This is a genomic window from Erysipelothrix aquatica (assembly GCF_009828775.2).
Lineage (GTDB): Bacteria > Bacillota_I > Bacilli_A > Erysipelotrichales > Erysipelotrichaceae > Erysipelothrix > Erysipelothrix aquatica.
In genome coordinates, this window is the sequence record NZ_WTSY02000001.1 from 26,475 (window position 1) to 53,393 (window position 26,919).

Below are 26,919 nucleotides of genomic sequence, written 5' to 3' on the forward strand. Positions count from 1 at the left end.
CTGTCGAAGCGGTTTTTTATATATAGTTTTTAGTAAGCGATTCTGGTGCATCGAAGATATCTTTTGGCGCGCCTTCAAAGACAACGCGACCGCCTTGACTACCACCCTGTGGCCCCATATCAATGATATGATCTGCAACCCGCATCACTTCGAGATTGTGCTCAATTATAATTACAGTACTGCCTGAATCGACTAAACGATCGATAATTCGCATAAAGGTATCAATATCTGACATATGCAATCCGGTTGTAGGCTCATCCAATACATACAAATCACTTTGTTTATGTAATTCACTCGCCAATTTAATCCGTTGCGCCTCTCCACCAGAAATGGTGTCGAGCGGTTGCCCGAGCGATAAGTAATGTACACCTACTTCAGCAAGCGTAATCAATGTCTTTCGAATCGTTTTATCATCAAAGAAATCGACTGCTTCTTCGACGGTTAATGCGCCTACTTCAATAATATTAAGATCTTTGTAGCGGTAATTGATAACTTCTGGGATATACCGATTGCCATCGCATACATGACAAATCGTTTCAACGTCTTCCATAAACGCTAAGTCAGTGACAATAACCCCTCGTCCTTTACATTCGGGGCATGCTCCTTTGGAGTTGAATGAAAAAAGTGCCTTATCGACATTGTTTGCTTTCGCGAAAACCGTTCGAATTTTATCGAAAATGCCTGTGTAAGTCATTAAATTAGAACGAGAACTTGTATGGAGTTGTTTTTGATCGATTACAACCGCCTCTGGGTAATGGCTCATAAATTCTTGATGAATTAAAGATGATTTACCACTTCCGGCAACGCCCGTCACAACAGTCAAAACATTTTTAGGTATCGATACACTTACATTTTTAAGATTGTTAGTGTTGGCATTTTCAATTGTATAGAATCCTGTGCTAGGACGTAGAGTGTCTTTATACGCTGGAAGTGCATGTAAGTGCAAACCTGTAAGTGTTTGAGATGCAAGAAGTCCTTCATAAGACCCTTCAAACATAATTTCACCACCATGAATTCCTGCCAGTGGCCCTACGTCGACGAGATGATCAGCAACTTTGATAACATCCCGATCATGTTCGACAATAATAACCGTGTTCCCTGCATCGCGAAGATCACGAAGCATACCGTTTAGATTTTCGACATCACGAGGGTGCAACCCTACACTCGGTTCGTCAAAAATATAGATAAGACCATTCAAACTGCTGCTCAAATGCTTCATCATCTTAACCCTTTGCGACTCACCTCCAGATAAGGTACTCGTTTCACGGGTTAATGTTAAGTATTCTAAACTCATCTGTATGAGTTGGTTTACTCGTTTCAGTGCTTCTTCAACGATTGGTTTTATTGGCTCGACATTTTGTATATCTTCCAAGAAACCCTTTAACTCCGTTAATTCCATATCCGTAACATCAAAAATATTTAAATCTCCAATTTTGCAATCAAGAATTGCCGGTGCATAACGTGTTCCATGACATTTCGCACACGTTTGTAATGTGGTATACGTTTGAACGATATCTTGTGTACGTTTGGAGTGTCCACTTAGATCTCGGGTAATAAACATTGAACGAAACTTCGCTAAAATCCCTTCATATTCAAGATTTGTTGCTTTTGAACCTCCAAGTCCCATAATTTGCACTTTGCGTTTACTTCCATATAGGAGTAATTCCAAAGTTTCATCATCATATTGATTTAATGGCAAATCAAGATCAAACCATCCAGAAGCTTCGTAAATTTGGAAATACCACGATTCGCGGTCGAACACAGGAAATGTGATAGCACCATCATTCAAAGAACGTGTCATGTCCAATATTAGGTCAACACGAGGTTCAATTCGTTTTCCAATGCCTTGGCATGATTCGCACATACCAGCTGGATCATTGAAAGAAAACATGGATGCTGTACCTGCAGAAGGCAACCCAATTCTTGAAAATATAGTTCGTAAGAACGCATTAATATCCGTTATTGTACCTAAAGTTGAACGGGCGTTTCCACCGATTCGTTTTTGATCAATAATAATCGCTGGATTTAGATTTGTAATGCTATCAACAGATGGTTTATCGACTTTCGGAAGAAAGTTTTGAATAAATGTTGAATAAGTTTGATTCAATTGTCGTGTTGCCTCATTTGCAATTGTATCGAAAACGATAGAGGATTTTCCAGATCCCGATACACCTGTAAAGACAGTTATTTTATTCTTTGGAATATCTAAATCAATATTCCTAAGGTTGTTTGTGGTCATACCACGTAATTTTAGTTGTTGTTCCATAGGCTATCTCCATTTCTATAAAAACTATAGCACATTAATGCAAGAAACAAACTTTAGTGTCAATTTCGTGCGATTCGATTGTATAAGTTTGTCTAAAGACTTTAAGGTTTAATTACAGGTTTTGAAAGAAACTATAGTCCTGTTGATAATGTTGTGCAACCAATCCTTGGGATAAACACAGTGTATACAGTGCATGAATCCCTTGATGCTGATAGAGATTCATCTTGTATAAATAATTTAAAGCATCTAAAGCTACTTTATATGCTTCTTCTGGTTGCTTGTTGTCAAAGTCTTGTAATACTTCCCGAACGTGTTCTAAAGACCACACTGCCGCCTTTATAGTTTTAATAATCAATAGCCGTGCAATTTGATTCGCATCATACATTCGATAGTTGTTGTCTTTATTTCGTGACGGAACCACCAATCCCTCTTTTTCCCAGTGTCGTAATGTCGTATCAGGTACATCAATCAACCGAGAAACCTCTTGAATCGATAACTTACGTTTTAACTTCAATTCTCGAAAGATATCACCTGATGTAAACATATTGACCGTCTTTTGTGCATGTGATAATTCGCGAATTAACTCGGCTTGATGTCTTGAACAGATCAAGAGGGCTTCATTTGCTTTGCCGTCCATCATACACGCCATGACTTGAATAATTTGGCTACGACTAAAGCCAGCTTGCATCGCTAATACGCACGCCATATATTCTATATGTTTTGGCTCATACTTCCGATATCCATTTGTAGTTCGAATGGACGGAGGAATCAATCCTTCATCCTCATACTTACGTACAGTCGACGTACTGATATTAAATTGTTTTGCTACATCAATGGGTCTCACAATATTCTCCTAAGGCACCAAAATACCATCCGACTTCGCCATTATGTTTGCCATAATAACCTGTCGAAGTTTTCAAAAGTGGGTGAAATAGATCATGCTTTGAAAGTTGAAGTACTGTATCTGTGACATCATCAATAACTTCACTTTTAACTTCATCAACAAATGATTCATGAATCCATGCTTCATCGCCAGTACTACGTTGTTTCACCCGTATAAATTCTGGCTTTTTATCCAGTATCTCAACTTCACGATCCATCCACGATATATGTGTTCCTTTAATTCCATCTTGCTGATTTAAGATGGAATAATAGTCAAATCCGTCAACATAGTCTACTGTAAAATGACCCTGCTCATAGATGAGAACGTTTAGTTGACCATCATCTTTGATAACATTTCCACCATCTATAGAATAGATGTTCTTTATGACATCCAAGATTGGCTTATGATCGATTGTTTGATTGTGATACAAACACACAGGATAATGACCTACAATAACTGGCTTATCAAATTCTGCATCGACTAAGCCGAAGTATGGCATTGTTTGAATTAAATCAACATCCTGATCTGCAAGTGACTTTTGCTCAAGACCTGCGTGGACAAGTGTAAATACATCTGTTTCGATAATATTGGGCAATGCACCCAAGAAGTCGATATATTCTGGATAGTGTAATTTTAGTAAGGTACGCGCTTCGTGCATGTTCATGTCTGGGGTAATGGTAACACCAATGGCTACTAACATTTCATGAATTAGCGATTGTGGTCGATTATTTATATAATTACGCAACATTTCAAAGTGCTCCGAATTATCTAGATATTGCAATGTCTCACAATTCCCTTGAATAATATGAATTTCATGGGTCTTCGAAAGTTCATACGTGTAACGTACAGTTTCTAGAGATGCAGTCCCCTTTTCGGTTAAGTCTCCATTAATAATCAAGACATCATCAGTATTAAATTGAACACGTTGGAGCATCTGCTTAAACCGTTCTAAATTTCCGTGAATATCTGAAGTAATGAGAACACGTCGATTCTTTTTAATCTCAAGTTGTTTAATAATTGGCATTGTGATACTCCTTTACAAAATATACTATGATTGTATCATTAAGATACTAAAAAAAGGAACCCATCATTTGATAGGTTCCAATTTCTTATTCTTCGTCTTTACGAAGTGATTCTAAGATTGTATCAATTCGTGTTCCATGCTCACTTGATTCATCTAGTTTAAAGAGTAACTCAGGTGTGCGACGGATTGACAATGATTTTGCAACTTCAGAACGAAGGATTCCCTTCGCACGACGTAATGCTTCCATTCCCTTTTTCTTATCTTTATCTTGTAAGAAACTGACGTAGATGGTTGCAAATGAGAAATCATTTGTTACTTCAACATCTGTAATACTTACAAATGATAAGCTTGGATCGTTTAAACGATTTACAATTAAAGGTGCAAGTTCACGTTTAATAATTGATTCAATACGTTCTTTTTTAACTGACATTGTAATTACCTCTGTTCTACTTCAACTTCACCGTAGGATTCGATAACGTCTCCCATTTTGATATCATTAAAGTTCTCGATTGTGATACCACACTCGTAACCAGCAGCAACTTCTTTTGCTTCATTTTGGAATCGTTTTAGTGTTGCCATACGTCCTTCATAGACAACAACTCCATCACGCATGAGACGAATTCCAGATTCTTTAACCATTTTACCGTCTGTAACCATACATCCAGCAATAGTACCGACTTTAGATACGTGGTATAACTCACGAACTTCCGCTTGACCATGAATAACTTCTTTAAAGACAGGTGCAAGCATACCTTTCATGGCATGTTCCATATCTTCTACAGCTTTATAGATAATGTTGTAAAGCCGAATTTCAATACCTTCATCCTCTGCTTTTTTACGGATTGCTGCAGTTGGACGAATATTAAACCCAATAATAATAGCATTTGATGCCGAAGCGAGCATAATATCACTTTCGGTAATTCCACCAACAGTGGAACGAATAACTTTAACAGCAACTTCTTTTCCATCACCAACTTCTACACGTTCTAATGCAGCTTTAACTGCTTCAGCAGAACCTTGTACATCGGCTTTAAGGATTACGTTGATGTCTTTGATATCACCGGATTCTATTTGATCGGATAAATCATCAAGGCTTAGTGCACTTGATTGGTTACGATCTTTTTCAATACGTGCATTATTACGTTTTTGAGCAACAGCACGTGATTCTTTCTCTTCTTTAAATGCTCGGAATAAATCGCCAGCAATTGGCACTTCATTCAATCCAATAATTTCGACTGGCATTGATGGAACTGCTTCTTGAAGCTCGCGTCCACGGCTATCAACCATTTTACGGACACGTCCATATGTTGTACCAACGACGACAGGATCTCCTTGACGAAGTGTTCCTTTTTGAATTAATAATGTTGCGACTGGTCCACGACTCTTATCAAGTTTCGCCTCAATGACGCTACCGAATGCAAGACGGTTAGGATTCGCTTTTAATTCTTCAAGCTCAGTTGCTACTAAAATTGTTTCCAGGAGCTCATCGATTCCTTCTCCAGTTTTCGCAGAAATTTTGGCAAAGACTGTTTCACCACCCCACTCTTCAGGTGTAACACCCAAATCAGTGAACTCAGAATAAATACGATCAATATTTTGCTCTGGTTTATCAATTTTGTTGATTGCTACAATAAGTGGCGCTCCTGCCGCTTTAGCATGGTCGACTGCTTCACGTGTTTGAGGCATGACCCCATCATCTGCAGCAACGACAACAACAACGATATCCGTTACACTCGCACCACGAGCACGCATTGCTGTAAAAGCCTCGTGTCCTGGTGTATCTAAGAATGTAATTTTACGACCGTTATGTTCGATTTGGTAAGCACCAATATGTTGCGTGATACCACCAAACTCACCGTCAACAACTTTAGCATTACGAATTGTGTCGAGTGTCGTCGTTTTTCCATGGTCAACGTGACCCATGATAGTTACAATTGGTGGACGCTCTTGCAACATTGCAGGATCATCTTCGATTGTATCTTCAAGTGTTAAAGCATCGACTGCTTCAACTTTAGTTGGAGTCATGTCATACTCCATTGCAATAAGTTCAACAGTATCATCATCAAGAGATGTATTAATGGTTACCATTGTACCCATCATGAAAAGCAATTTGATAATATCAGCAGGACTCTTATTGATAAGTTCTGATAAATCTTTAACAGAAATTCCTTCTGTATAGTCAAACTCTTTTACTACGATATCTTTTGGTTTAAATGTGTCCTGGCTTTGTTTTTTGCCACGACCTTTATTGTTACGATTGTTTCTCGTTGGTTTTCTCTTACTCACTTATACAGTCACCTCTATTTTCTATAAGTTCGTTTTTAATACCTTCACCAAACCTGTGTCTGATATACCGATTGCAACACGGTTATCCATGCCAATTGCCCATGAAAGTTCTTCTTTCGAAATACCCGTGACAACATCAACATTGGCCGTTTTACTTTTATCGGTAATTTGTTTCTTCGTACGTTCAGATGCATTGTCAGCAAGAACAACTAGCTTAACACTGCGTTTTTGAATTGCAGGTAACAATTCGTCACCAGCTACGATTTTCCCGGCACGTCGGCATAGACCGAGACCGTTTAGAAATTTTTCTTTATTTAACATATTCACCCAACATTTCGTAAATAGCATCGTCGACCTTGGTTTTTAAAGCCCGGTCGAGCGTTCTATTTTTCATTGCAAGTGATACAGTTTCAGGTTTACGTGAAATGTACGCCCCTCGGCCATTTTTACGGCCTGTTTCATCAATTTCTACGGTTCCTTCTGGGGTCAAAACGATTCGCAGAAGGTCCTTTTTTGGAAATTGCTCTTGTGTTACAACACATTTACGCATTGGAATTTTTTTCATAATAATTCCTATTCTTGATCGTAATAGTTGTCAAATTCATCGAAGTCGATTTCATCCTCATACCATGAGTTGTCTTCAACTTCTTTTTGACGGTTGATTTCTTCAAGTTCTTCTTTTGTATACTCCGGAACAATTTCATATTCCATTTCTTTGAGAAGTTCAGCGGTATTAACAGGTTTTTCTTCTTCTTTATCACGACGTGGTTTACGACGACGAACTTGTTGCTCTTCTTGGCGTGAAGTATTTGCCAATTCTTCAAACTTGGAGACATATTCTGTACGTGGACGGAAAATATCTTTACGTTCAATTTTTGTTGTTTCTTCTGATTCAGCTTCCTTAGCAACTTCAGGAGCCGCTTCAACTTCCACAGTCTCTTCAATCACTTCATCAACTGGTACTTCTGTTGCTACTGCTTCAGCAACAACTTCTTCAGTACTTGCTTCAGTTTGATCCACTGTATCCATTTCAACAACAGCTTCGACTGTTTCTTCAACTTTCGGAGCCATTTTTTCATTAATTTCTGCTTGGTAAGCTGCCATTAATGACACGTAGTCAACACCTTCATTTTGTGCTTCAGATACTGATTTAATATCAATTCGTTGTTTTGTTAAGCGAACTGCAAGACGGGCATTTTTACCACGCTTACCAATTGCTAATGATAATTGTGAATCATCGACAATAACGACAAGACCTTTGTTTTCTTCATTTGGGAACACTGCAATAATTTCCGCAGGTGCCAATGCATTTTTAACAAGTTCAATCATGTCTTCGCTCCACTCAAAGATATCAATTTTTTCACCTTTGAGCTCTTCGATAATTGCTTGTACACGTTGGCCACGTGGACCGATACATGCTCCAATTGGATCAATATCTGGATCGTGTGAGTATACAGCAACCTTCGTGCGTTCGCCCGCTTCGCGCGCAATCGCTTTAATTTCGACCTGACCATCAAAGATTTCAGGAACTTCATTTTCAAACAGACGACGTACAAGCATTGCATCTGCACGTGATACTAAGATTTGAGCACCTTTAGTATCTTTGTTTACATCTGTAATAACAACTTTTAGGGTATGTCCTTCACGGTACATTTCCCCTTCGATTTGTGCTGCGCGTGGCATCACTGCCAATGATTTTCCAAGGTTGACGACAACAAACTTCTCTTCAACACTTTCAACCATTGCCATTACCATTTCACCAAGTTGATCAATGTACTCGTCGTACACAGCTTGTTTCTCAGCTTCACGAATTTTTTGTTTAATAACGTTTTTAGCTTGAGTTGCTGCTGCACGACCTAATTCAACGATTGGTTGTTCTTCTTTATACCAATCTCCAACTTTTAAACCTTGACTATTGTCTTCGAGTTCATGGATTCCTTTTTCCAATTCATCGTCTTCAACTTCTTCAACCACAAGGAAATTGTGGAATAGACGCATCTCTTCTGAATTGGGATCAATTATTACTTCGACAATCGCATCAGGAACGCCTATTTGACGGCGATAAGCTTTCACTAATGAGTCTTGTAACGCTTCAATAATTACTTCTTTTGAAATATTGCGATTGTTTTCAATTTCTTGCATCGCTAATATGACATTTTTAACGTTCATCTAAAAATTTCTCCTTATACTTTAACTGCAAGGCGCAGGTATTTAATGTTTAAACGTTCAATTGTTACTTCTTTAAGTGCTGTTTTAACGCGATAGGATACAACGACAGCATCATCACTAACACTGACGACAGTACCTTCAACATTTTCAGCATCTTTAAATGTGTTCTTGAATTGAATGAACACATACTGACCTTCTACATCTTTGTAATCATCAGGTTCAATCATTCGTTCAGCTCCAGCTGAACCAACATCCAAACTGATTTCAAAATCTATTGCTTCACCAAATGCCTGTGCAGCCGCCGCGCACATATTTAAATCAACGGATTCAAAGTCTTGACGTGCAATGCTAATGTCAAGAATGTCCTTACCGACATACTCAATATCGATAATATTTAAGCCCATCTCATTCGCAACTGGTTGTAATTTTTCCAAATACTTTTCCATAATCGCTCCTTAAGACAATATATAAGGAGTGGCGTGACCACTCCTTGTTTCAAAGTATACTAATATTATAGACTATTATTTCGTTGTTTGCAAATATATTGACATGGGTCTCAATTGACCTTTGAAGCCCTCATTAATGCGTATTACGTAGAATATCATGCATCTAACGTAACTTAGGGATATCACATTGTATTTCGCATTTTTACTCAGTATGATAAGTGTAAGAGGTGACCTTATGAAAATTCAACTTGGACGTGGCATCGCTTCCGACAATATTGTTGAATCGTTGAAGCATGCCGAAATTGTAACCGAAAATGGTGAGTATGTTTTATACGAGAACAATCAACGTTTTTTAGTGACCAATGGTCATACAACACAGTATTTGAATAGCGACGAAATCAGAACCGTCACGACTCAAGAATCTAGTTTGTTGGTTGAGACTGATGCGGATTCTTTTTATACTCATGATCCGCTCAAAACATTTGAAGTCTTACCCCTTCTGCGAATCAATAAATTCACGATTATCAATTTACATTATATCACCGATATTCGTGTCAAACTGAATATGAAATATGCTGTGAAGGTTTCGGGTTCATGGCATGACGTGAATCGAACTTACTATCATACATTCAAAGAACACATTGGTATCTAGGAGGACCTATATGAACCTTACGAATCTTTACTTAAAAGTGCTTGGTGTAATCGGACTTATTTTAATCTTTTGGCAATATCAACGATCGGCGCTGACCTACAACGCCCGATCCGCTTTAAAACAATCACCCAAACGCCGTTTCGCCTTATCTCATGGAGGCTTCACAGTTACAATAATTGCAACATTTGTCTTCGGTGCATTTTTAATTGTTTATACAAATACAGTTAATACTGCTCAAACTCTCGCACAACAATGTGTCAGTGATCCATACCCTTCAATTTTGGAAGATACTGAGGTATGTGTAAACAGATTTGGTTATGAAATTTTTTCCGATCAAGAACGGGCATTCCGATCATTTGAGAATCACTATCGTAATGAGTTACCTGCGAGTTTTAGTAGCATCACCATCAACAATATCAAATCACTATCATTTAACGCAAATAGCTATTTAACCCCCAATACAAAATATTTTACAACAACTGCACTTAACGCCTACAACTTTCATACCAACGTCAGTACTGTCCCAAATACACATTTGTATCTTGTTGATAATACTTGGCTCGTTGATATCAAGCCAGTAATTCAAAAACCAGATAGCACAGACGTTACATTCGTAATAACCAATATGACATCAACACCCCAAAAGTTTTCAGCCTTTAATCCGATACTCCTCACCGATGGATCAACCATGGTTTCGCGTGATACTTTAGAACCTTTGAATGTGACCATTCCAGCTCACCAAGAAGAAAACATCACACTAACAATTCCTATTAAGGATCAACTTACGATTCGTATCAATGCTGCCAACCAAAGCTGGATTCATCAAGGAGGCCAATCATGAAACAAAAACATCTCGATCTCATTATTATTGTTCTCACCCTCTTCATTTTTCCGCTGTACATGTTAGGGATATGGGGTGTTGGGTTTGACGCTGCTGATGAATCTTGGACATACCTTCATCACAGTATAGCTTCAATGCCCTATGTTATCGTCTATTTCTTGTACTTATTCATAATATTGCTGCTCTCAGCCATTCGCATTCAACGAAATACCCGAACATCACAACTTTTGATGTACACGTACATCACAACCCTTGTCATTCATGCATTATCTCACATGTCTCAGCACTTGCTAGAGCTCCATGCTTTATCCCGTGGTAGGTTCGCAATCTCTTACTATACAACCGGCGGAATCGTACCCTTCATCGGATTCGTGCTATTTATTGGACTACCAATCATTCTAATAATCTTAAGCATCCTTGTGACTGTAACCAATAAACCTAAGCCAATTCGCACATAATATCGAAATAGCCACCGATTAGGTGGCTATTTAACAGTCTACAATCATTGGATGTTTTGATTCTGCTTGGCTGTATTTCCGTCTCCAGGAGTGAAAAGTGCTTCAACAGCGAAACCATCTTCAAGCAGGATTGAAATCACCACAATCGTAATAATAATATAAATACCAAAACTGTAGAAAGACGCGAGACGGTATACTTCTGCGCTTTTCAGTAAGAAGTGTAGAAACGCAATGTATGCAAGAAGGTAAATTCCAGCAAAGATAATCATCAACGCGACATCAATATTGGATCCCTCCATCCACAATCCGACGGCTGATACCATCCCTATACCAATCAAAACCACCCATAGATTTCGAATCGACGTATTTGCTTTTCCAATACGTTGTTGGAACATTAGAGTATAAAGATAAGCGATTAGCAAGCTTCCTGCAACAACGAACGGAATTAAATAGCCACGAAATACAACAGATTCTACATTAAAAAATGTTCCAAAAGACAATCCGGTCCCAATCATATTAACTACAAAACATACAACATAGAGTGTTTTATAGTGACTATTTGTATATGCAGCACTATGAATAAATATGGTTAAGATTACAAGGCCCATACCAAACCACAGCATCCCCCACTCAAAACTCAGCTTAGTAGCCAGCAATGTGGTCACAAAGAATATTATTATCGAAACAAGAAACATCATCAATACTTGCATCATTAAAGACTCGAGTTTTAGCCTCTTCAAGAACATCACCCTCTCTTTATTTTATTATAGCGTGTCTCTATCGTTCCAGATAAAAAAGAGTGCAAGTCGCACTCTTTTTTGCTTAAGTTGTCATAAAATCTTGAGAGATTCTAGAATAAACTCATTTGATTGGTTTCCTGTAAGTGATCAGTGACACCAAGTTCATCAAGTTTTTTGACTGTTGTCGCAGATATTCCACCGCGAGACATCAGATCTTTTTTAGATATAAACTCTCGGTCTTCACGAGCACGCACAATCTGATTTGCAACGTTATTTCCAAGTCCATCAACAACGTTGAATGGCGGGATAATCGCCGTCTCATCACGCGGATCCAGTTTATACTCAGTAGCGTCAGAATAATACAAGTCTAATGGACTAATTTTAAATCCACGACTCATTAACTCTAAGGTAACTTCTAACGTATCAATCAAGTTTTTCTCTTTAATCGTGACTTGATTTTTAGTTTCAAAATTTTTCAAACGCGTGTTGATATTGTTAATGCGGCTTTGAACGGTTTCAATGTTCGTGGTTTGTGTTTCAATCTCATGCGCGTTCACACGCAGCGTAAAGTATGAGCAATAGTAAGCTCTTGGGTGGTGAACTTTAAACCATGCAACACGATTCGCCATCATAACATATGCCACAGCATGGGCTTTCGGGAACATGTACTTAATTTTCAAACATGAATCAATATACCATTCTGGAACATTATTCTTGCGCATGGATTCAATCCAGTTCTCACGCAACCCTTTTCCTTTACGAACACTTTCCATAATATCAAAAGCTTCTTTTGCTGGTAATCCAGCATGCATAAGATACACCATAATATCATCCCGACATCCAATAACTTCATCAAGTGTCATGCCCTTATCTTTGATTAAGTCTTCCGCATTTGTGCGCCACACATCTGTACCATGAGAAAGTCCAGATATACGAACTAAATCTGAAAACTTATCCGGTTTAGTCGCTTCAAGCATCCCACGAACAAACGGTGTTCCAAACTCAGGTAGTCCAAGACCACCCGTAATCTCGTGATAATTTCGTTCATCAACATGGAGTGCCTCCGTACTATTAAAGAGTGATAACGTCGGTACGTCATTCATTGGCACTGTTTTTACGTCAATTCCAGTAATGCGTTCGAGCATTTTCATAGCCGTAGGATCAACATGTCCAAGAATATCCAGTTTGAGGACATTGTCGTCAATATCGTGGAACTCAAAATGAGTTGTATACCACGATGACTCAGGGTTATTCGCTGGATATTGAATCGGAGTAAAGTCGTGAACATCCATATAATCTGGAACAACGATGATTCCACCTGGATGTTGTCCAGTCGTTCGTTTGACACCCTCTGCACCGTATGCGAGATAAGTATTCCATGCATTTGTTGAATCAGTAATATTCATACTCTCATTGTAGCCAAGTACATACCCAAAAGCGGTTTTCTGCGCAACAGTGGAAATGGTTCCTGCACGATAAACATAGGCTTCCCCAAATATCTCTTTTGTATAGTTATGAGCATGTTCTTGATATTCACCAGAAAAGTTTAGGTCAATATCAGGAACCTTATCTCCCTCAAACCCAAGGAACGTTTCAAATGGGATATCTTGTCCATCACCAACTAACGGTTCACCACAACTTGGGCACACTTTCGCTGGTAAATCGTAGCCACTTGAGACACTACCATCCGTAAAAAACTCTTGGTGGTGACAGTTCAAGCAAATATAGTGAGGCGGTAATGGGTTAACTTCCGTAATTTCCGCCAGTGTCGCTACGAGCGACGATCCAACCGAACCCCGTGACCCAACCAAATAACCATCATCTAAAGATTTTTTTACGAGAAGATGGGAAATATAGTAAATAACTCCAAATCCATTCCCGAAAATAGACTTTAGCTCACGTTCGATACGTGAACTTACGACTTCAGGCAATTGTTCGCCATAAATACGATGTGCATTTTCATAAACGATATCTTCTAAGAGTTTATCGGAATTATCCAATTTTGGTGTGAACAGCTCACCTTTTTTAGGTGCCACATCGTCTATGGACTCCAAAAGTTTTACTGGATTTTTAATAACGAAATCATAGGCTTTTTGATCTCCCAACCAAGCAAACGCGGCGAGCATTTCATCGGTTGATTTAAAATGCATATCGGGTGCTACAAAATTCATTCGTTTTTGTTCATTAAACATGAACAACGGGTGTCTTGACCCACCAATTCCTTGAGAATGAATGTAAACATCACGAATAACTTTCTCTTTAGGATGGTTATAGTGCGCATTCCCTACCGCAATTATCGGTTTGTTAAGACGCGTTGCGGTCTCGATTATGCGATTGAGAATTGCTTCTAAACGCTCTTTATTTTCAATCTGTCCCATGTAAATTTGTGGCCCGTAGTAATCCAAGGGCATAATCTCAATATAGTCATAGAAGTCGATCGTTTTATCCAACGCTTCTTGGCTCTTGTTCATTGCGACTTCAAACACTTCCGATGAGGTACATCCTGCACCAATCAGTAAGTTTTCACGACGTGCAACCAGTTCTTCTCTGATAATCCGTGGTTCTGCCATGACAGCATCCCCTTTAGATGTATTCCCAAAGAACGCAAGATTTTTGGTATGTGAGATGGAAATCAACTCATAAAGGCTTTTAATACCGGCTTCATTTTTCGCAATAACATTCGCATGATGTTTACGAACTTTTGAATAACCGTTTTCGTCACTCAAGGTTTGTAGGTCATCAATGACTTGGAAGCCAGACAAGCGAGGATCACGAATCATTTCTAAGAAGACAAGACTTAACACTTCCGCATCATAATCAGCACGGTGAGCGACACTCTCATCGTAGGAAATTCTGAGTAAACGTGCAATCGCACCCAAACGATACGAACGGCGGTTATCATACATCGCACGCGCTAAATCAAGCGTGTCAATGACAGCATTTTGAAGCGGTTTGCGGCCAAGTTTTCGTAACGTTTCCTGTAGAAAATCAATATCAAACTGCGCATTGTGGGCAATTAAAGGATCATCACCCATGAAATTTAAAATATCATCAATTGCTGTTTCAATCGGCTTTGCATTTTTGACATCATCATTAGAAATACTCGTAAGTTCTGTTATAAATGGTCGAATCGGAATCGGTGGTTTCACAAACGTTTGGAAATTCTCGACTACTTTCCCATTTCGAATTCGAACAGCACCAAATTCAATGATATGATCAAAGAAGTTGGATAGCCCGGTTGTCTCCAAGTCAAAAGCAACATAATCACCACTATGAAGTGGCTGACCTTGAGCATGACTCACAATCTTTAGGTCCTGATCAACAAGATTCATTTCCACACCATAACCCAATTTGAAATCATGATCCGGATAGTCTTTACGCATTCGTTTTAAAGCACCATATGCCTTAGGAAAAGACTGAACAGCTGTGTGGTCAGTAATAATCATTCCAGGATGACCCCATTCAAAAGCCTGTTTCATATATTCCGATGCATCACTGATTCCATCCATCTCGGAAAACTTCGTATGGAGATGGAATTCAACGCGCTTTTCTTGAGCTGTATCAAAGCGCTTAAAGATATCGCCAACCTCTTCATAACGATCCATTTTGAAAACATAATCTTTTTCAAATCGTGGTTCAAAAATGTAATTTCCGTAAACCTTGATACATTTTCCTTTTTTGATAATTTCCTCTTCAGTTTTTGCAAAGTCTGTAATCACAATTGCAGCTTTACCATCTGAAATGTAATACTTAACAATAAAGTTTCCAGTACGGGTTTCGCGAACTTCTACTTCGAAGATTTCCCCTGTAACAGCCACATTATGTGCTTCATCCGTCAAGACTTCCATCGCAACGGTATTATAATCTTTACCTCCACGACGCGGCTGACGCGATACGGTCTTGCGCTCTTGATAATCATCTGGACGTTTCATTTGTGGCATCACTACGATTTCTTTTTCAAGATTATCTACACGAACTTGCGTTAAAACATCACAATGAATTCCAAAAGCTTTCAGACCTTCAATAAGTGCGTCCAATTGACGGTCAGCATCTAAACGATGTGATTCATTATCGCAAATAATTGTGAGATTGGTATCATCAAGTGTATAGTGAGCATCTTTTATGGCACGTAATGCCAAACGTGATGCGACAAGATTCACATAACGATTCATATCTAAAGCTGTTATCGTCATTGATTGCGCAATCACCGTCACATTTGCCTTAGATTTGGTGTTAAGTTGTAATTTACGTACGAAGTCCTCAAAGACAGAAAAAGGTAACACACTGTTTACCTTGAGGATTAACTCGAGTACCTTTTCTGATTGATTATAACGGACTGACTCGACGCTTGCATCTTCATAAAATGGAAGATAGTCTTTATTAATTTTGATCGTATTTAATAATTGTTGCACGTACCGTCACTCCTTTATTATTTTACAAGTTTTTGAAATGCATCTTTAGCAGCTTGTTGTTCTGCTTTTTTCTTACTCGTTCCTTTACCAAGACCAAAGATAAGGTCATCCAATTTTACGACAACTTCGAACTCAGGAGCATTGGAAGGCCCCGTAATATTAATGACATCATAGCTTACTGACTTACGAGAATCCGCTTGAATAAATTCTTGCAGTTTCGTTTTGTAATCCGTAATGCTTAACGACTGGAGATCTTCAAAGACTTCTTTAAGGACAACATCCAGTATTTTATTAACACTGTTAATCCCACTATCGAGATAGACAGCACCGATAAAACTCTCAAACAAATCAGCAATTATAGACTGGCGTTGACGGCCACCATTACGCTCTTCACCTGTTCCCAGTAAAAGATAGTCATTTAATTTTAAAAGTCGACTGTAATCAGCTAACGCTTCTTCACAAACAAGCTTGGCACGATAAAGTGTCATATCACCTTCACTGAAATAGTCCGGATGTTTGAAAAGACGTTCTGAAACGGTAATCTGTAGAACAGCATCACCCATAAATTCAAGACGTTCGTTATCTTCAAGAGCAACCGGTGCTTCATTCACATATGATGAATGCACGAAAGCATGCTCTATTAATTTTTTATTGTTATAAGGGATTCCTAACGAATCCAATAAATCCCATTGTGTCATGTTTATCACCTGCGTTTATTATACACGATTAAGTTGTCTTAAAATAGTCTTGTGATAAGACCGAATTTATGATTGCTTTATACTCTGGGTTCTCTTTGTCCTCGGAGATATGCTTTGCATCAATTTTTGCCTGATATAATATTTTTTCATCTTTTTCGATGTCACCAAGAATGAAGTTAGGAACTCCCGACTGTCGAAAGCCCAATGCATCACCAATTCCACGCATTCGCATATCCATCATCGATAATTCGAATCCGTCATGCGATGATGCCAAGGCATTCAATCGTGCTTCCGCAATATCAGTATCAGAGCTGCTAAGCAAGAAACAACAGCCTTGAATACGACCACGACCTACACGACCGCGCAGTTGATGTAATGTAGCCAATCCAAACTGTTCTGCGTTATAAATTACCATCGTATTCGCATTATGGACATCCACACCCACTTCAATGACAGTAGTTGTAACAAGAATATCAATGTTCCCTGCATTGAAAGTTGCCATCACAATATCTTTTTCAAAACTGGTCATTTTACCATGAAGCATCCCAACATGACGCCCCTTAAAGACTTGACTCAAATTCTTGTAGATGTCGTGAACATTTTTTACATTTGGACGTTCCCCTTCTTCAATCGCAGCACATACCACATAAATTTGTTCACCTTCATTTAAAACATGATTCAAATCGTCAATGATGCTTCTCAGAGAGTTTTCTTTAATCACAAATGTTTCAGTCAACTTTCGATGACTTGGATAACCTGAAATTGTAGATACACTTAAATCGAAATACAAACTATTTGCTAATGTTCGAGGAATTGGCGTCGCTGACATCATCAAAACATCGACCATCTTCCCTTTGTCAATAAGAGTTTGTCGTTGGCGCACACCAAAACGATGTTGCTCGTCAATAATCACGTATCCAAGATTGTTAAAGATGACATCTTCAGTGAGCACTGCGTGTGTCCCAATTACAAAAGACACCGACCCAGTCCTTATTCCTTCTAAACAAATTTTTCGTTCTTCAGTGTTTTGAGAGAGTCCCACTACCGTAATGTCAGGAAACAGTGATTTAAAAGCCGCAAGATGTTGGTTCATTAGAATTTCCGTAGGCACCATAAAAACAACTTGATAACCTGCCTTAATAGCTGAAATCGCACTTAAAAATGCAACGACTGTTTTTCCAGACCCAACATCGCCTTGCAATAATCGGTGCATTTGTTGGTCACTTCGAATATCATTCAAGATCTCAGACAGCGCATCATTTTGACTTTTTGTTAAGTCATATGGCAGTTGGTTTAAGTACGACTTCAACACATCGTTTGAGATTGGCTTAGCGATACCGAATGAAAAACCCGATTGATTCAGCGCGACTGATAAATGGTAACGTAAAAACTCTTCATACTTTAGTGTACGAAGTGCAGCCATAAGTTGCTCTTTGGTTTGAGGTCTATGAATCCACTGCAGTGCCTGTTGCTTCGATTGAAGTCGGTAGGCGTCTTTATAAACTGCCGGAACCGTTTCTTCAATTCGTATTGATTCCAAAATTTTCTTAATCAATCTTTCAACTTCGTAATTTTTTATTCCAGCTTTTAATGGATAGCTCGGTTTTAATCCCAAAGTCTCCTCAAGGGGCTTATTGGTCACGGTCTTTGCCATCACCTTATGATCACTTTGTACCGTTCCTATAACGACAATTCCTTCTTTATAGTGGTAATCACGCAAAAAAGGACGATTAAAAATTGACACTTTAATTAACGTATCGTCTGAGAATACCTGGAAGTTTGTGACACTTTGATTTCCTTTGAAGCGCACTGTTCTAAAACCAGATGCTAGTTTTCCTTCAAATACAACAGTTTCACCTTCGACCCACTCATCAATTGACTTTGCTTCATACGAATCGTAACGGTAAGGATAATGATTTAGAAACTGCTCAGGTGAAGAATAATCAAAAGTTTCGATGATTCGATTTTGCTTATCAGTTAATTTCATATAAGAGAAAAGAGCGAAAATCGCTCTTATTCAACTCCAATAATGTATGAGTAGACCGGTTGTTGTCCGTCAATGACTTCAACTTCGACATCATAATTTGATTCAATATGTGCTACAACAGTTTCTACTTCTTCTTCAGCAACACCTTCACCTGTGATTAATGTTACCAATTCGTTTTCTTCTGTAATAAGTTTATCGATTAATGATTGTGTTACATCGATACGTTCTGTACCTGTAACCACGATATCTTTTTCGAGAATTCCCATGAAATCATTTGCTTTAATTTCAAGAGATTCAAACATTGTATCTTTAATCGCATAGGTTACTTGACCTGTTTTAGTATTTGAAATTGCTTCAAGCATTTCTTCTAGGTTTTCTTGTACATCAACATCTGGATTAAACATCACACATGCTGCAAGACCTTGCGGAATTGTTTTTGTTTCAAGTACATGAATGTCTTTATCTTCAAGAATATCTTGAGCTTGTTTAGCTGCCATTATAATATTTGAGTTATTTGGCAAGATGAAAATGTGATCTGCATTAATACTTTCAATTTTTGCAATGAAGTCTTCCGTCGATGGATTCATTGTTTGACCACCGCTGATGATGTGATCAGCACGTAACTCTTTAAACATCGCTTCAACACCAGATCCTGCAGCTACAGAAACGATTGCATATTTGCTATGTGCAATTTCTTTTGCTTTTGATTCAGCATCTAAAATTGTGTTGTGTTGCTCAGTCATGTTTTCAATTTTTAGCTTAACGAATTCACCGTATTTTTGTCCGATATTTAACGCGTTACCAGGCGTTAATGTATGGACGTGAACTTTAACGATGTCTTCATCCGTCACAACAACGAGTGAATTTCCAATTGCTTCCAATTGTGAACGTAACTTGTCTTCGTTGTAACGATCGGTCGATGTTTCGTCAACTTTAATAATGAATTCTGTACAGTAACCAAATTCATCGTGTTCAAAATCAGTTTGAGCTGCTTCGACATCGTTCGCACCTTCAATAAGGTCAATTGAAACACCTTTTAATTCTGAAAGGAATCCTTCTAATACAGTTGTATAACCTTTACCACCACTGTCAACAACACCAACCTCTTTGAGTACTGGTAATAGTTCTGGTGTATTATCAAGCGAAATATTTGCTTCACGCACTAACACTTCGAAAAATTCGATAACATCGATTTCTGGATTTTCATCAACAAATTTACGAGTAGCATCAGCACTTTCACGAAGCACAGTTAAAATTGTACCCTCAACAGGACGCATAACAGCTTTATACGCAACAACTTTTCCGTTAACAAAGGCATCTGCCAATTCATTGACATTAACTTCCATTTTTCCTTCAACAGCTTGTGCAAACCCACGGAAAATTTGAGAAAGGATAACTCCTGAGTTTCCACGAGCTCCCATTAAAAGTCCACGAGATAATGTTTTTGAAAGTTCACCAATGTTTGATGTCATCACTTTCTTTGCATCATTCAATCCGCTTGTAAATGTCAAGTTCATGTTTGTACCTGTATCACCATCTGGAACAGGGAAAACATTCAGTGCATTGATTTCGTTGTATTTATTTGTTAGATTGTTTGCTCCACTTTGAAGCATCTTTAAAAAGATATCACCATTTATTGTTTTCATTATTTCACTACCTTGATCCCTTGAACAAAGACATTAATTGAGTTGAACTCTTGTTGTAATGACTTTTCAAGCATATACTTCGCTTTCTTTTGAACTTCTAAAACTACTTCTGAGATTTTTACATTATAACTAACAATAATGTAAACATCCAAATCGTAACCTGCATCTGTTTTACGTACGATTACACCTTTTGAGTAATTTTCCCCTTTGAGTAACTCAGCAAGTCCATCTTTAAATACTTGTTGAGAAGCCATACCTACGACACCATAACTTTCTGTTATGACACCTCCGGCTAGCATCGCAATTGCATCATTCGAAACTGAAATCTTTCCAAACTCATTTGTTTTTTCGATTGCCATATTCTTCTCCTCCTCTGTGTTTATATAGGTTTGTTTTTTGTTTTATGGTGTACACGGTACAATACTTGCTATCGCCGAGTCCGATGTCGGCCCGTGTTCATTTATGATGATACAGCGATCATCAGTTTGATTAGCACTTACTATACTAGCATAACTCTTCATTTGAGGTAAAGTTTCTGTCTTAATAAAAACAGTATAATTGTTATTCATAACCAGTGTCATCACACTTGGATCATACTGAACTTGTCCAATGTGTACTTCAGATATTGCGTTGAGAATCCCAGGATCCAATGCTCCAAAAGCGTTTAATAACTGCTTTGAAAGCGTATTCTCATCAAAACCAACGAAAACCGGAAGTCCTAATATTGCGGATAGTGAATCCTTTGATATTTCTTTCACTGCTCCATTTGAAAATAAAATTCTAAAATTGCTATTTCCAGTCGGTTCATACCCTATCGCTGCATCTTCTGTAACATTTATGGTTAAGATTCCTTGTGTATAATACATCTTACTCGATGTATTATCAACTCCCGGTATCGATGATGTCTTACGATCTACCAGAAAAGGAAGCTTGAGAATCATTCGATCCCCTTCGTTAATTCCCATTGCTTCGCGAATTTCCATTTCCGAAACAACATGGTTTCCTTCAATCCGAATCTCGCGAATTCGCGAATACTGACTTTGATCAAACACATAAATGCCAGCAACAATTGCCAAAACTATGCAGAGTCTAAAGAATCGCGACATAAATCGCTTTCGTTTTCGTTTCTTCTCGACACGTTTTTTATGTTCAAGATCCGCTTTGATTTTTTTTAGTGAATCATCACCGCTATTCTCTTCAATTGGTTCAAATTTGTTTTTTCTCACGTTGTTGGTCCACCACCCTTGTCACCAGTTCTGTGATATCACGCACCGCATTTGGCATCGCCATCTTATGTGCATTGTTTCCTAACGATTCGCGTCGTACTGAATCAGATAAAAGCGATTCAACGCGTTCGTTAAGATTTGTATCAGTAATTTCATTTTCCTGCATCATATCACAAGCATCTTGATCAAATAATGATTTTGCATTGTAATACTGATGATTATTCGCAACATGTGGACTGGGAATCAGTAACGATGCCAAACCGAACGATTGAATTTCTGCAATCGTTGATGCACCACTGCGACATACAATTAAATCTACAATTGGAAGTAAGGCCTTTTGGTCCACAAATCCTTCAATTCGAATATTTTCATGAACGTCTCCAACCGCCTCTTTAAATGAAGCGATATGTAGTGGCCCAGTCGTTACAATGACTTGATATGCGTCATTATCAAAATTTTTGACAAAGGTTTTGAGTTTCTCATTCATTGATGTCGAACCTTGAGATCCCATAACAATCAGCACCGTCGGTAACGATGTTTTCAAATTCAAACGCGTCTGTTCAGGTATTGAATCAATCGTTTCATGCACTAATGACGCGCGAGGATTTCCAAGATAATGAACTTGTGGCATGTCCGAAAATGCTTCAGGATAGCATGTAATAATTGCTTGCGCCTTATCCGCAACCATCTTATTCGCTTTACCTGGAAATGCATTTTGTTCATGCAATACTAAAGGTATTTTAAGTTTGCTTGCAGCAAACGCGACCGGTGCACTTACATAACCACCAAACGCGATCACAACATCAGGTTTAAGTGCTTTTAGATGTTTCTTTGCTGCTTTGTACGCACCATATTGTGAGAAAACTGCCTTGATACGATCGATTTTACTTCCTTGAAGTCCTAAATTGTGAATTGAGTAGAACGGATAACCCGAATCTGGTACTATCCACGACTCCATTTTATGATCATTTCCAATAAAGAATATTTCATTATCGGTTGTCTTTTTTACATAATCGGCAAAGGTTATCGCAGGGTAAATATGTCCGCCACTACCGCCAGTTACAATACAAATTTTCATATGTTACTCCTGTTCAAAAAGGCTAGATTGTGTCGTGATTTTTAGATGCTCATAGGCTTTGGGTGTCGCGACACGGCCTCGTGGTGTTCGATTAATAAATCCAAGTTGTAATAAATAAGGTTCATAAACGTCCTCTAGCGTCATTGTTTCTTCTGAGATTGATGCTGCTAATGCCTCAATTCCAACAGGGCCACCATCAAACCGTTCAATAATTCCTCTAAGATAACGTAAGTCAACATCATCAAGACCCAAACTATCTACTTTTAGTTTATCAAGAGCATGTTGTGTAATTTCTAAATCGATAAGATTATCATTTAGAACTTGGGCAAAGTCACGAACTCGACGGAATAAACGGTTTGCAATTCGTGGAGTTCCACGGGAACGTTTGGCTACTTCAGAGACTGCTAGACCTTTAATTTCTGTTTCCATTACACGACCTGTACGTGTCACGATATCCTCAAGTTCTTCTTGCGAATAGTATTCCAATTTTGAGATAATACCAAATCGATCTCGTAATGGACTCGAAAGGTCTCCTGCACGCGTCGTGGCACCCACAAGTGTAAATGGTGGTAAATCAATTTGAATACTTCGGGTTGAAGAATCTTTTCCAACGACAAGGTCTATGGAGAAATCTTCCATTGCAGAATAGAGCACTTCTTCAACAACTTTAGGGAGACGGTGAATTTCATCAATAAAGAGGACATCTCCTGGGTCTAAACTTGATAATATTGCAGCAAGATCACCACTTCGTTCAATACTGGGTCCACTCGCTACCTTAATGCCTGTCTCCATCTCATGAGCAATGATATAAGCAAGTGTGGTTTTTCCAAGACCTGGAGGTCCATAAAAAAGCAAATGATCAATTGTTTCATTTCGATTGCGTGCTGCTTCAATAAATATTCTAAGATTTTCTTTTAAGGCATGTTGTCCAATGTATTCTTCCAAGGAATGTGGACGTAACGCTTCTTCGAAGTCTTGGTTAGTTTCTATCGGTTCTCCCGAAACAACTCGTGTCATCACTATCCTCGCCTTCTAGCATTCATTAACTGTAATCCGTACTTAATGAGCGCATTCACATCTTGTTGCTCATGCAACGTGAGCTCGTTTTTAATGGAACCAACTTCAGCACGCTTGAACCCTAAGGTCATGAGTGCATCCATTGCTTCTTCTATGTTTGTTGATATTTTTTCTGTTTTTGGTACATCGCTACCTGTAGAAACAAACTTACCTTTAAGATCTAGTAAGATTTGTGATGCCATCTTTGGCCCTACACCTGGTAGGGTTTTTAAGAACTTTAAATCTTCTTGATCGACCGCAAGAATAAGATCCTGAGGCGATACTTTCGATAAGATAGCCAGACCTGTTTTGGGTCCAACTCCTTTAACACTAATGAGTTGTGTAAACACAGCAAGATCTTGTCTACTCTCAAAGCCAAAAAGAATGATTGCATCCTCGCGTACATGCTGGTACGTATGAACAATCATTTGTGTATCTAGTGCGACTGTTTCGGGTCTACCATAATAGATATAGTACCCAATTCCTTGATTATCAATAATTATTGCATCTTCGGTCCGATTTACGACCGTTCCTGATATATATGCGATCATTTTATCACCGAATATATTTTACCATATTTAGCCTTCATTGAGTACTGATTACGATATGGAATTATAATGAAAAAACCCCGAGTGTCTCGGGGTTTGCTTTTAGTAGGCTTCGCCTTCTTCAAATATGAACTGTACATCGGATAGAATAATAACATCACCATCACGTGCGCCAGCATCACGAAGTGCTTGGTCAACACCTAAACGTTTCATGGACAGACCAAATTGAACTGCCGATTCTTCTGAATCAAAATCAAATTGACGGAACATACGGTCGATACTATCGCCGCTAACACGCCATTTTGTTTCATTAATACGTTCGATTTCAAAGCTTCTACGGGGTGCTTCATATTTATAAACAACCGCTTTACTTTGCTCAACAACAGCTTCTTCAACATGCTCATCAAGAATATCTGCAACACGATAAAGAAGTGATTCAATTCCATCACCAACCATTGTAATTAGTTCAAAGACTTCAACCTCTGGATATGCGGCTTTGAAACGTTCAAGATTACCAGAAGCAACCTCTAAGTCCATTTTATTCGCTACAACCACCATTGGTTTATTCATAAGCGTTGCATCATATTTTTCGAGTTCTTCATTGATGACACGATAATCCTCAACAGGATCACGCCCATCTTCTGCACCCATATCCACAACATGTACTAAAACACGTGTTCGCTCGATATGTTTCAAAAAGACATGACCCAAACCTTTTCCAAGGTGGGCATCTTCAATTAATCCTGGCATATCCGCAACCGCAAAAGAACGGCCGTCAGGACTGGAAGCAATTCCTAAGTTGGGAACGATTGTTGTAAAGTGGTAATCTGCAACTTCAGGTTTTGCACGTGTTATAACAGATAAGAGTGTTGATTTTCCAACTGAAGGAAAACCAATAATTCCGACATCCGCTAAGAGTTTTAATTCAATTGTAATTTCTAGTTCTTCACCTAACTCACCTTTTTCAGCATAGTGAGGTGCAGGATTATTGGCAGTTGCAAAGCGGGTGTTTCCACGGCCACCACGTCCACCATGAGCGATAATCTCACGTTGTCCATGTTCCGTTAAATCCGCAATAACAACACCTTTTGCGTCATCGTAAACGACTGTTCCTACCGGAACTTTTAAGATGACAGGTTCCGCAGCACGTCCATGCATTTTTTTATTTTTACCTGCTTGGCCATGTTTCCCTTTGATGACACGATTAAAACGAAGGTCTAATAATGTAGACTTATTGGAATCAGCAACAAATACAATATCTGCCCCTTTTCCACCATCGCCACCGTATGGTCCGCCAAGCGGCACAAATGCCTCACGACGAAATGATGCCATACCATCGCCACCATCTCCTGCGATTACTTTTATATTAACGCGATCGACAAACATAATATCATCCTCTCAATTAAAAATCCCCAGTTTAGAGGGGATTTGGTTTAAAATTTAAGCAACTGGGTAAACTGAAACGCATTTACGGCCTTTGCCGATACGCTCAAATCTAACAACGCCTTCAACTTTAGCGAATAATGTATCATCGCCACCACGTCCAACGTTTGAACCTGGATGAATCTTAGTACCACGTTGACGGTAAAGAATTGTACCAGCAGTTACGGTTTGTCCATCAGCAGCCTTTGAACCAAGACGTTTTGAATGTGAATCACGACCGTTTTTTGTTGAACCTACTCCCTTTTTAGAAGCAAATAATTGGATATCTAATAAGAATTTCATGAAATAACCTCCTTTTCGTTGATTTCAATATATTCTGGGTGTGCAAATTCAATCGTTTTTAATTGAATCAACACAAACTCAAAGAGTTTTTGATTAAGATCAGATTGATTTAATATTTCAATTTTAACAAGTGGTTCTTGTGTCATAGTCAAGTCAACAGTGTTATCCAAAGTATCAAAACCATTAAGTGCGCCAGTCATAATACTACTTACTCCAGCACAGACCAAGTCAAAGCCCGGTTCACCGGAACCCGCATGGCCACTCACTTCCATTGACTGGAACTGATTGTCCTTTGTTAAAACGGATACTTTAATCATTGATTATCCTGAGATAATGTCTTCGACAACTAAACGTGTGTATGGTTGACGGTGACCTTGTTTTTTACGAGTTGAACCTTTTTTGGATTTGTATTTGAAGACAATAATCTTCTTAGCTTTTCCTTGTTTTTCAACTTTAGCTGTAACTGAAGCACCTTTAACATAAGGAGCACCAACTTTTAATGTGCGGTTTTTAACAGCAACAACTGTTTCAAAAACAACTTCTTCTCCTTCTTGAACATCTAACTTTTCAACAAAGATAGTTTGTCCCTTCTCAACGAGGATTTGTTTTCCACCTGTTTCAATAATTGCGTACATAGTACACCTCCTTCAATTTGCCATAAGACTCGCCACCTAAGGTGGATTTCTCGCTTAAACCTTAGCTATGTGCGGTTGTACGCCTTTCGGACATGCAACTTACGCCTTTTTATGCCTTAACATTATAGCCTATGAATTATCAT

At 38.6% G+C, this 26,919-nt stretch carries 26 protein-coding genes and 1 other annotated feature; of the genes, 3 read left to right on the forward strand and 23 right to left on the reverse strand.

The features are described from left to right. Positions 1-16 precede the first annotated feature (16 nt). The 9 genes from GVV20_RS00130 to GVV20_RS00170 all read right to left on the reverse strand — a co-directional run bounded on the left by GVV20_RS00130 (position 17) and on the right by GVV20_RS00170 (position 9,074). A complete protein-coding gene (locus tag GVV20_RS00130) occupies positions 17-2,266 on the reverse strand; it encodes an ATP-binding cassette domain-containing protein (RefSeq protein ID WP_159741206.1) in 2,250 nt (749 codons plus the stop codon). A 112-nt stretch (positions 2,267-2,378) separates the two neighbouring features. Beyond that, on the reverse strand, positions 2,379-3,110 hold the full coding sequence (locus tag GVV20_RS00135) for a MerR family transcriptional regulator (RefSeq protein ID WP_159741207.1): 732 nt from the start codon (positions 3,108-3,110) through the stop codon (positions 2,379-2,381). Continuing rightward, on the reverse strand, positions 3,097-4,173 hold the full coding sequence (locus tag GVV20_RS00140) for a metallophosphoesterase (protein ID WP_159741208.1): 1,077 nt from the start codon (positions 4,171-4,173) through the stop codon (positions 3,097-3,099). The genes GVV20_RS00135 and GVV20_RS00140 overlap by 14 nt, the downstream gene beginning before the upstream one ends. 85 nt (positions 4,174-4,258) lie before the next feature. Continuing rightward, entirely contained in the window at positions 4,259-4,603 is a 345-nt protein-coding gene (gene rbfA, locus GVV20_RS00145) for a 30S ribosome-binding factor RbfA (protein ID WP_159636303.1), read from the reverse strand. A 5-nt stretch (positions 4,604-4,608) separates the two neighbouring features. After that, positions 4,609-6,459 carry a translation initiation factor IF-2 gene (infB, locus tag GVV20_RS00150; protein WP_159741209.1) on the reverse strand — a complete coding sequence of 617 codons (1,851 nt, stop codon included), beginning with the start codon at positions 6,457-6,459 and terminating at the stop codon, positions 4,609-4,611. A 21-nt stretch (positions 6,460-6,480) separates the two neighbouring features. Continuing rightward, positions 6,481-6,780 carry a L7Ae/L30e/S12e/Gadd45 family ribosomal protein gene (locus GVV20_RS00155; protein ID WP_236261743.1) on the reverse strand — a complete coding sequence of 100 codons (300 nt, stop codon included), beginning with the start codon at positions 6,778-6,780 and terminating at the stop codon, positions 6,481-6,483. Further along, on the reverse strand, positions 6,770-7,024 hold the full coding sequence (rnpM, locus tag GVV20_RS00160; RefSeq protein WP_159741210.1) for an RNase P modulator RnpM: 255 nt from the start codon (positions 7,022-7,024) through the stop codon (positions 6,770-6,772). Before rnpM ends, GVV20_RS00155 begins: the two co-directional genes overlap by 11 nt. Before the next feature lie 8 nt (positions 7,025-7,032). Further along, complete coding sequence (gene nusA / locus GVV20_RS00165; RefSeq protein ID WP_159812619.1) at positions 7,033-8,628, reverse strand: transcription termination factor NusA; 1,596 nt, start codon at positions 8,626-8,628, stop codon at positions 7,033-7,035. 14 nt (positions 8,629-8,642) lie between these two features. Next, positions 8,643-9,074 carry a ribosome assembly cofactor RimP gene (locus GVV20_RS00170; RefSeq protein WP_159741764.1) on the reverse strand — a complete coding sequence of 144 codons (432 nt, stop codon included), beginning with the start codon at positions 9,072-9,074 and terminating at the stop codon, positions 8,643-8,645. 235 nt (positions 9,075-9,309) lie between these two features. Here GVV20_RS00170 and GVV20_RS00175 point away from each other — a divergent pair, with 235 nt between their 5' ends. The 3 genes from GVV20_RS00175 to GVV20_RS00185 are packed head-to-tail and all read left to right on the forward strand — an operon-like array spanning position 9,310 to position 11,025. Continuing rightward, positions 9,310-9,726: a LytTR family transcriptional regulator DNA-binding domain-containing protein gene (locus GVV20_RS00175; RefSeq protein WP_159741314.1), complete on the forward strand. Its 417-nt coding sequence runs from the start codon at positions 9,310-9,312 to the stop codon at positions 9,724-9,726. Positions 9,727-9,736: 10 nt separating this feature from the next. Continuing rightward, on the forward strand, positions 9,737-10,567 hold the full coding sequence (locus GVV20_RS00180) for a hypothetical protein (RefSeq protein WP_159741315.1): 831 nt from the start codon (positions 9,737-9,739) through the stop codon (positions 10,565-10,567). Next, positions 10,564-11,025, forward strand: a complete 462-nt coding sequence (locus GVV20_RS00185) for a hypothetical protein (RefSeq protein ID WP_159741316.1) — start codon at positions 10,564-10,566, stop codon at positions 11,023-11,025. Before GVV20_RS00180 ends, GVV20_RS00185 begins: the two co-directional genes overlap by 4 nt. Positions 11,026-11,069: 44 nt before the next feature. On the opposite strand, the gene GVV20_RS00190 is transcribed toward GVV20_RS00185, so the two are convergent. The 14 genes from GVV20_RS00190 to rplU all read right to left on the reverse strand — a co-directional run bounded on the left by GVV20_RS00190 (position 11,070) and on the right by rplU (position 26,776). After that, the gene (locus GVV20_RS00190) at positions 11,070-11,765 is read right to left on the reverse strand and encodes a hypothetical protein (RefSeq protein ID WP_250690164.1); all 696 of its coding nucleotides are present in this window, start codon (positions 11,763-11,765) and stop codon (positions 11,070-11,072) included. Positions 11,766-11,875: 110 nt separating this feature from the next. Continuing rightward, entirely contained in the window at positions 11,876-16,177 is a 4,302-nt protein-coding gene (locus GVV20_RS00195) for a PolC-type DNA polymerase III (RefSeq protein ID WP_159741318.1), read from the reverse strand. Positions 16,178-16,194: 17 nt separating this feature from the next. Then, a complete protein-coding gene (gene rnc, locus GVV20_RS00200) occupies positions 16,195-16,875 on the reverse strand; it encodes a ribonuclease III (protein ID WP_159741319.1) in 681 nt (226 codons plus the stop codon). A 28-nt stretch (positions 16,876-16,903) separates the two neighbouring features. After that, positions 16,904-18,862 (reverse strand): ATP-dependent DNA helicase RecG, encoded by a 1,959-nt coding sequence (locus GVV20_RS00205; RefSeq protein WP_159741320.1) that lies wholly within the window; start codon positions 18,860-18,862, stop codon positions 16,904-16,906. Between the two features lie 26 nt (positions 18,863-18,888). Then, positions 18,889-20,508, reverse strand: a complete 1,620-nt coding sequence (locus tag GVV20_RS00210; protein WP_159741321.1) for a DAK2 domain-containing protein — start codon at positions 20,506-20,508, stop codon at positions 18,889-18,891. Continuing rightward, entirely contained in the window at positions 20,508-20,867 is a 360-nt protein-coding gene (locus GVV20_RS00215; protein WP_159636329.1) for an Asp23/Gls24 family envelope stress response protein, read from the reverse strand. Before GVV20_RS00215 ends, GVV20_RS00210 begins: the two co-directional genes overlap by 1 nt. A 42-nt stretch (positions 20,868-20,909) precedes the next feature. After that, positions 20,910-21,734, reverse strand: coding sequence for a cell division protein FtsQ/DivIB (locus GVV20_RS00220; RefSeq protein ID WP_159812617.1), 825 nt, complete (start codon positions 21,732-21,734; stop codon positions 20,910-20,912). Then, complete coding sequence (gene murG / locus GVV20_RS00225; RefSeq protein WP_159741504.1) at positions 21,715-22,812, reverse strand: undecaprenyldiphospho-muramoylpentapeptide beta-N-acetylglucosaminyltransferase; 1,098 nt, start codon at positions 22,810-22,812, stop codon at positions 21,715-21,717. The genes GVV20_RS00220 and murG overlap by 20 nt, the downstream gene beginning before the upstream one ends. A gap of 3 nt (positions 22,813-22,815) precedes the next feature. Next, a complete protein-coding gene (gene ruvB, locus GVV20_RS00230; protein WP_159741503.1) occupies positions 22,816-23,829 on the reverse strand; it encodes a Holliday junction branch migration DNA helicase RuvB in 1,014 nt (337 codons plus the stop codon). Between the two features lie 2 nt (positions 23,830-23,831). Further along, positions 23,832-24,419: a Holliday junction branch migration protein RuvA gene (ruvA, locus tag GVV20_RS00235; RefSeq protein ID WP_159741502.1), complete on the reverse strand. Its 588-nt coding sequence runs from the start codon at positions 24,417-24,419 to the stop codon at positions 23,832-23,834. A gap of 99 nt (positions 24,420-24,518) precedes the next feature. Further along, positions 24,519-25,802, reverse strand: coding sequence for a GTPase ObgE (gene obgE / locus GVV20_RS00240; RefSeq protein ID WP_159648485.1), 1,284 nt, complete (start codon positions 25,800-25,802; stop codon positions 24,519-24,521). 54 nt (positions 25,803-25,856) lie between these two features. Further along, positions 25,857-26,141, reverse strand: a complete 285-nt coding sequence (gene rpmA / locus GVV20_RS00245) for a 50S ribosomal protein L27 (RefSeq protein WP_159636341.1) — start codon at positions 26,139-26,141, stop codon at positions 25,857-25,859. Next, positions 26,138-26,458 carry a ribosomal-processing cysteine protease Prp gene (locus tag GVV20_RS00250; RefSeq protein WP_159648486.1) on the reverse strand — a complete coding sequence of 107 codons (321 nt, stop codon included), beginning with the start codon at positions 26,456-26,458 and terminating at the stop codon, positions 26,138-26,140. The genes rpmA and GVV20_RS00250 overlap by 4 nt, the downstream gene beginning before the upstream one ends. Positions 26,459-26,461: 3 nt before the next feature. Next, positions 26,462-26,776 (reverse strand): 50S ribosomal protein L21, encoded by a 315-nt coding sequence (rplU, locus tag GVV20_RS00255; RefSeq protein WP_159636345.1) that lies wholly within the window; start codon positions 26,774-26,776, stop codon positions 26,462-26,464. 15 nt (positions 26,777-26,791) lie between these two features. Continuing rightward, positions 26,792-26,863: a sequence feature (ribosomal protein L21 leader region), on the reverse strand. Positions 26,864-26,919 lie beyond the last annotated feature (56 nt).

Coding starts and splice junctions, on each gene's coding strand:
- rbfA (WP_159636303.1), bottom strand. CDS start 4,603: ATGTCAGTTAAAAAAGAACGTATTGAATCAATTATTAAACGTGAACTT.
- murG (WP_159741504.1), bottom strand. CDS start 22,812: ATGAAAATTTGTATTGTAACTGGCGGTAGTGGCGGACATATTTACCCT.
- ruvB (WP_159741503.1), bottom strand. CDS start 23,829: ATGACACGAGTTGTTTCGGGAGAACCGATAGAAACTAACCAAGACTTC.
- GVV20_RS00250 (WP_159648486.1), bottom strand. CDS start 26,458: ATGATTAAAGTATCCGTTTTAACAAAGGACAATCAGTTCCAGTCAATG.
- ruvA (WP_159741502.1), bottom strand. CDS start 24,419: ATGATCGCATATATATCAGGAACGGTCGTAAATCGGACCGAAGATGCA.
- GVV20_RS00210 (WP_159741321.1), bottom strand. CDS start 20,508: ATGAAAACAATAAATGGTGATATCTTTTTAAAGATGCTTCAAAGTGGA.
- rnc (WP_159741319.1), bottom strand. CDS start 16,875: ATGACACAATGGGATTTATTGGATTCGTTAGGAATCCCTTATAACAAT.
- GVV20_RS00185 (WP_159741316.1), top strand. CDS start 10,564: ATGAAACAAAAACATCTCGATCTCATTATTATTGTTCTCACCCTCTTC.
- obgE (WP_159648485.1), bottom strand. CDS start 25,802: ATGTTTGTCGATCGCGTTAATATAAAAGTAATCGCAGGAGATGGTGGC.
- rpmA (WP_159636341.1), bottom strand. CDS start 26,141: ATGAAATTCTTATTAGATATCCAATTATTTGCTTCTAAAAAGGGAGTA.
- GVV20_RS00175 (WP_159741314.1), top strand. CDS start 9,310: ATGAAAATTCAACTTGGACGTGGCATCGCTTCCGACAATATTGTTGAA.
- GVV20_RS00130 (WP_159741206.1), bottom strand. CDS start 2,266: ATGGAACAACAACTAAAATTACGTGGTATGACCACAAACAACCTTAGG.
- GVV20_RS00180 (WP_159741315.1), top strand. CDS start 9,737: ATGAACCTTACGAATCTTTACTTAAAAGTGCTTGGTGTAATCGGACTT.
- GVV20_RS00215 (WP_159636329.1), bottom strand. CDS start 20,867: ATGGCAATCGAAAAAACAAATGAGTTTGGAAAGATTTCAGTTTCGAAT.
- nusA (WP_159812619.1), bottom strand. CDS start 8,628: ATGAACGTTAAAAATGTCATATTAGCGATGCAAGAAATTGAAAACAAT.
- GVV20_RS00170 (WP_159741764.1), bottom strand. CDS start 9,074: ATGGAAAAGTATTTGGAAAAATTACAACCAGTTGCGAATGAGATGGGC.
- GVV20_RS00155 (WP_236261743.1), bottom strand. CDS start 6,780: ATGTTAAATAAAGAAAAATTTCTAAACGGTCTCGGTCTATGCCGACGT.
- GVV20_RS00140 (WP_159741208.1), bottom strand. CDS start 4,173: ATGCCAATTATTAAACAACTTGAGATTAAAAAGAATCGACGTGTTCTC.
- rnpM (WP_159741210.1), bottom strand. CDS start 7,024: ATGAAAAAAATTCCAATGCGTAAATGTGTTGTAACACAAGAGCAATTT.
- rplU (WP_159636345.1), bottom strand. CDS start 26,776: ATGTACGCAATTATTGAAACAGGTGGAAAACAAATCCTCGTTGAGAAG.
- GVV20_RS00205 (WP_159741320.1), bottom strand. CDS start 18,862: ATGAAATTAACTGATAAGCAAAATCGAATCATCGAAACTTTTGATTAT.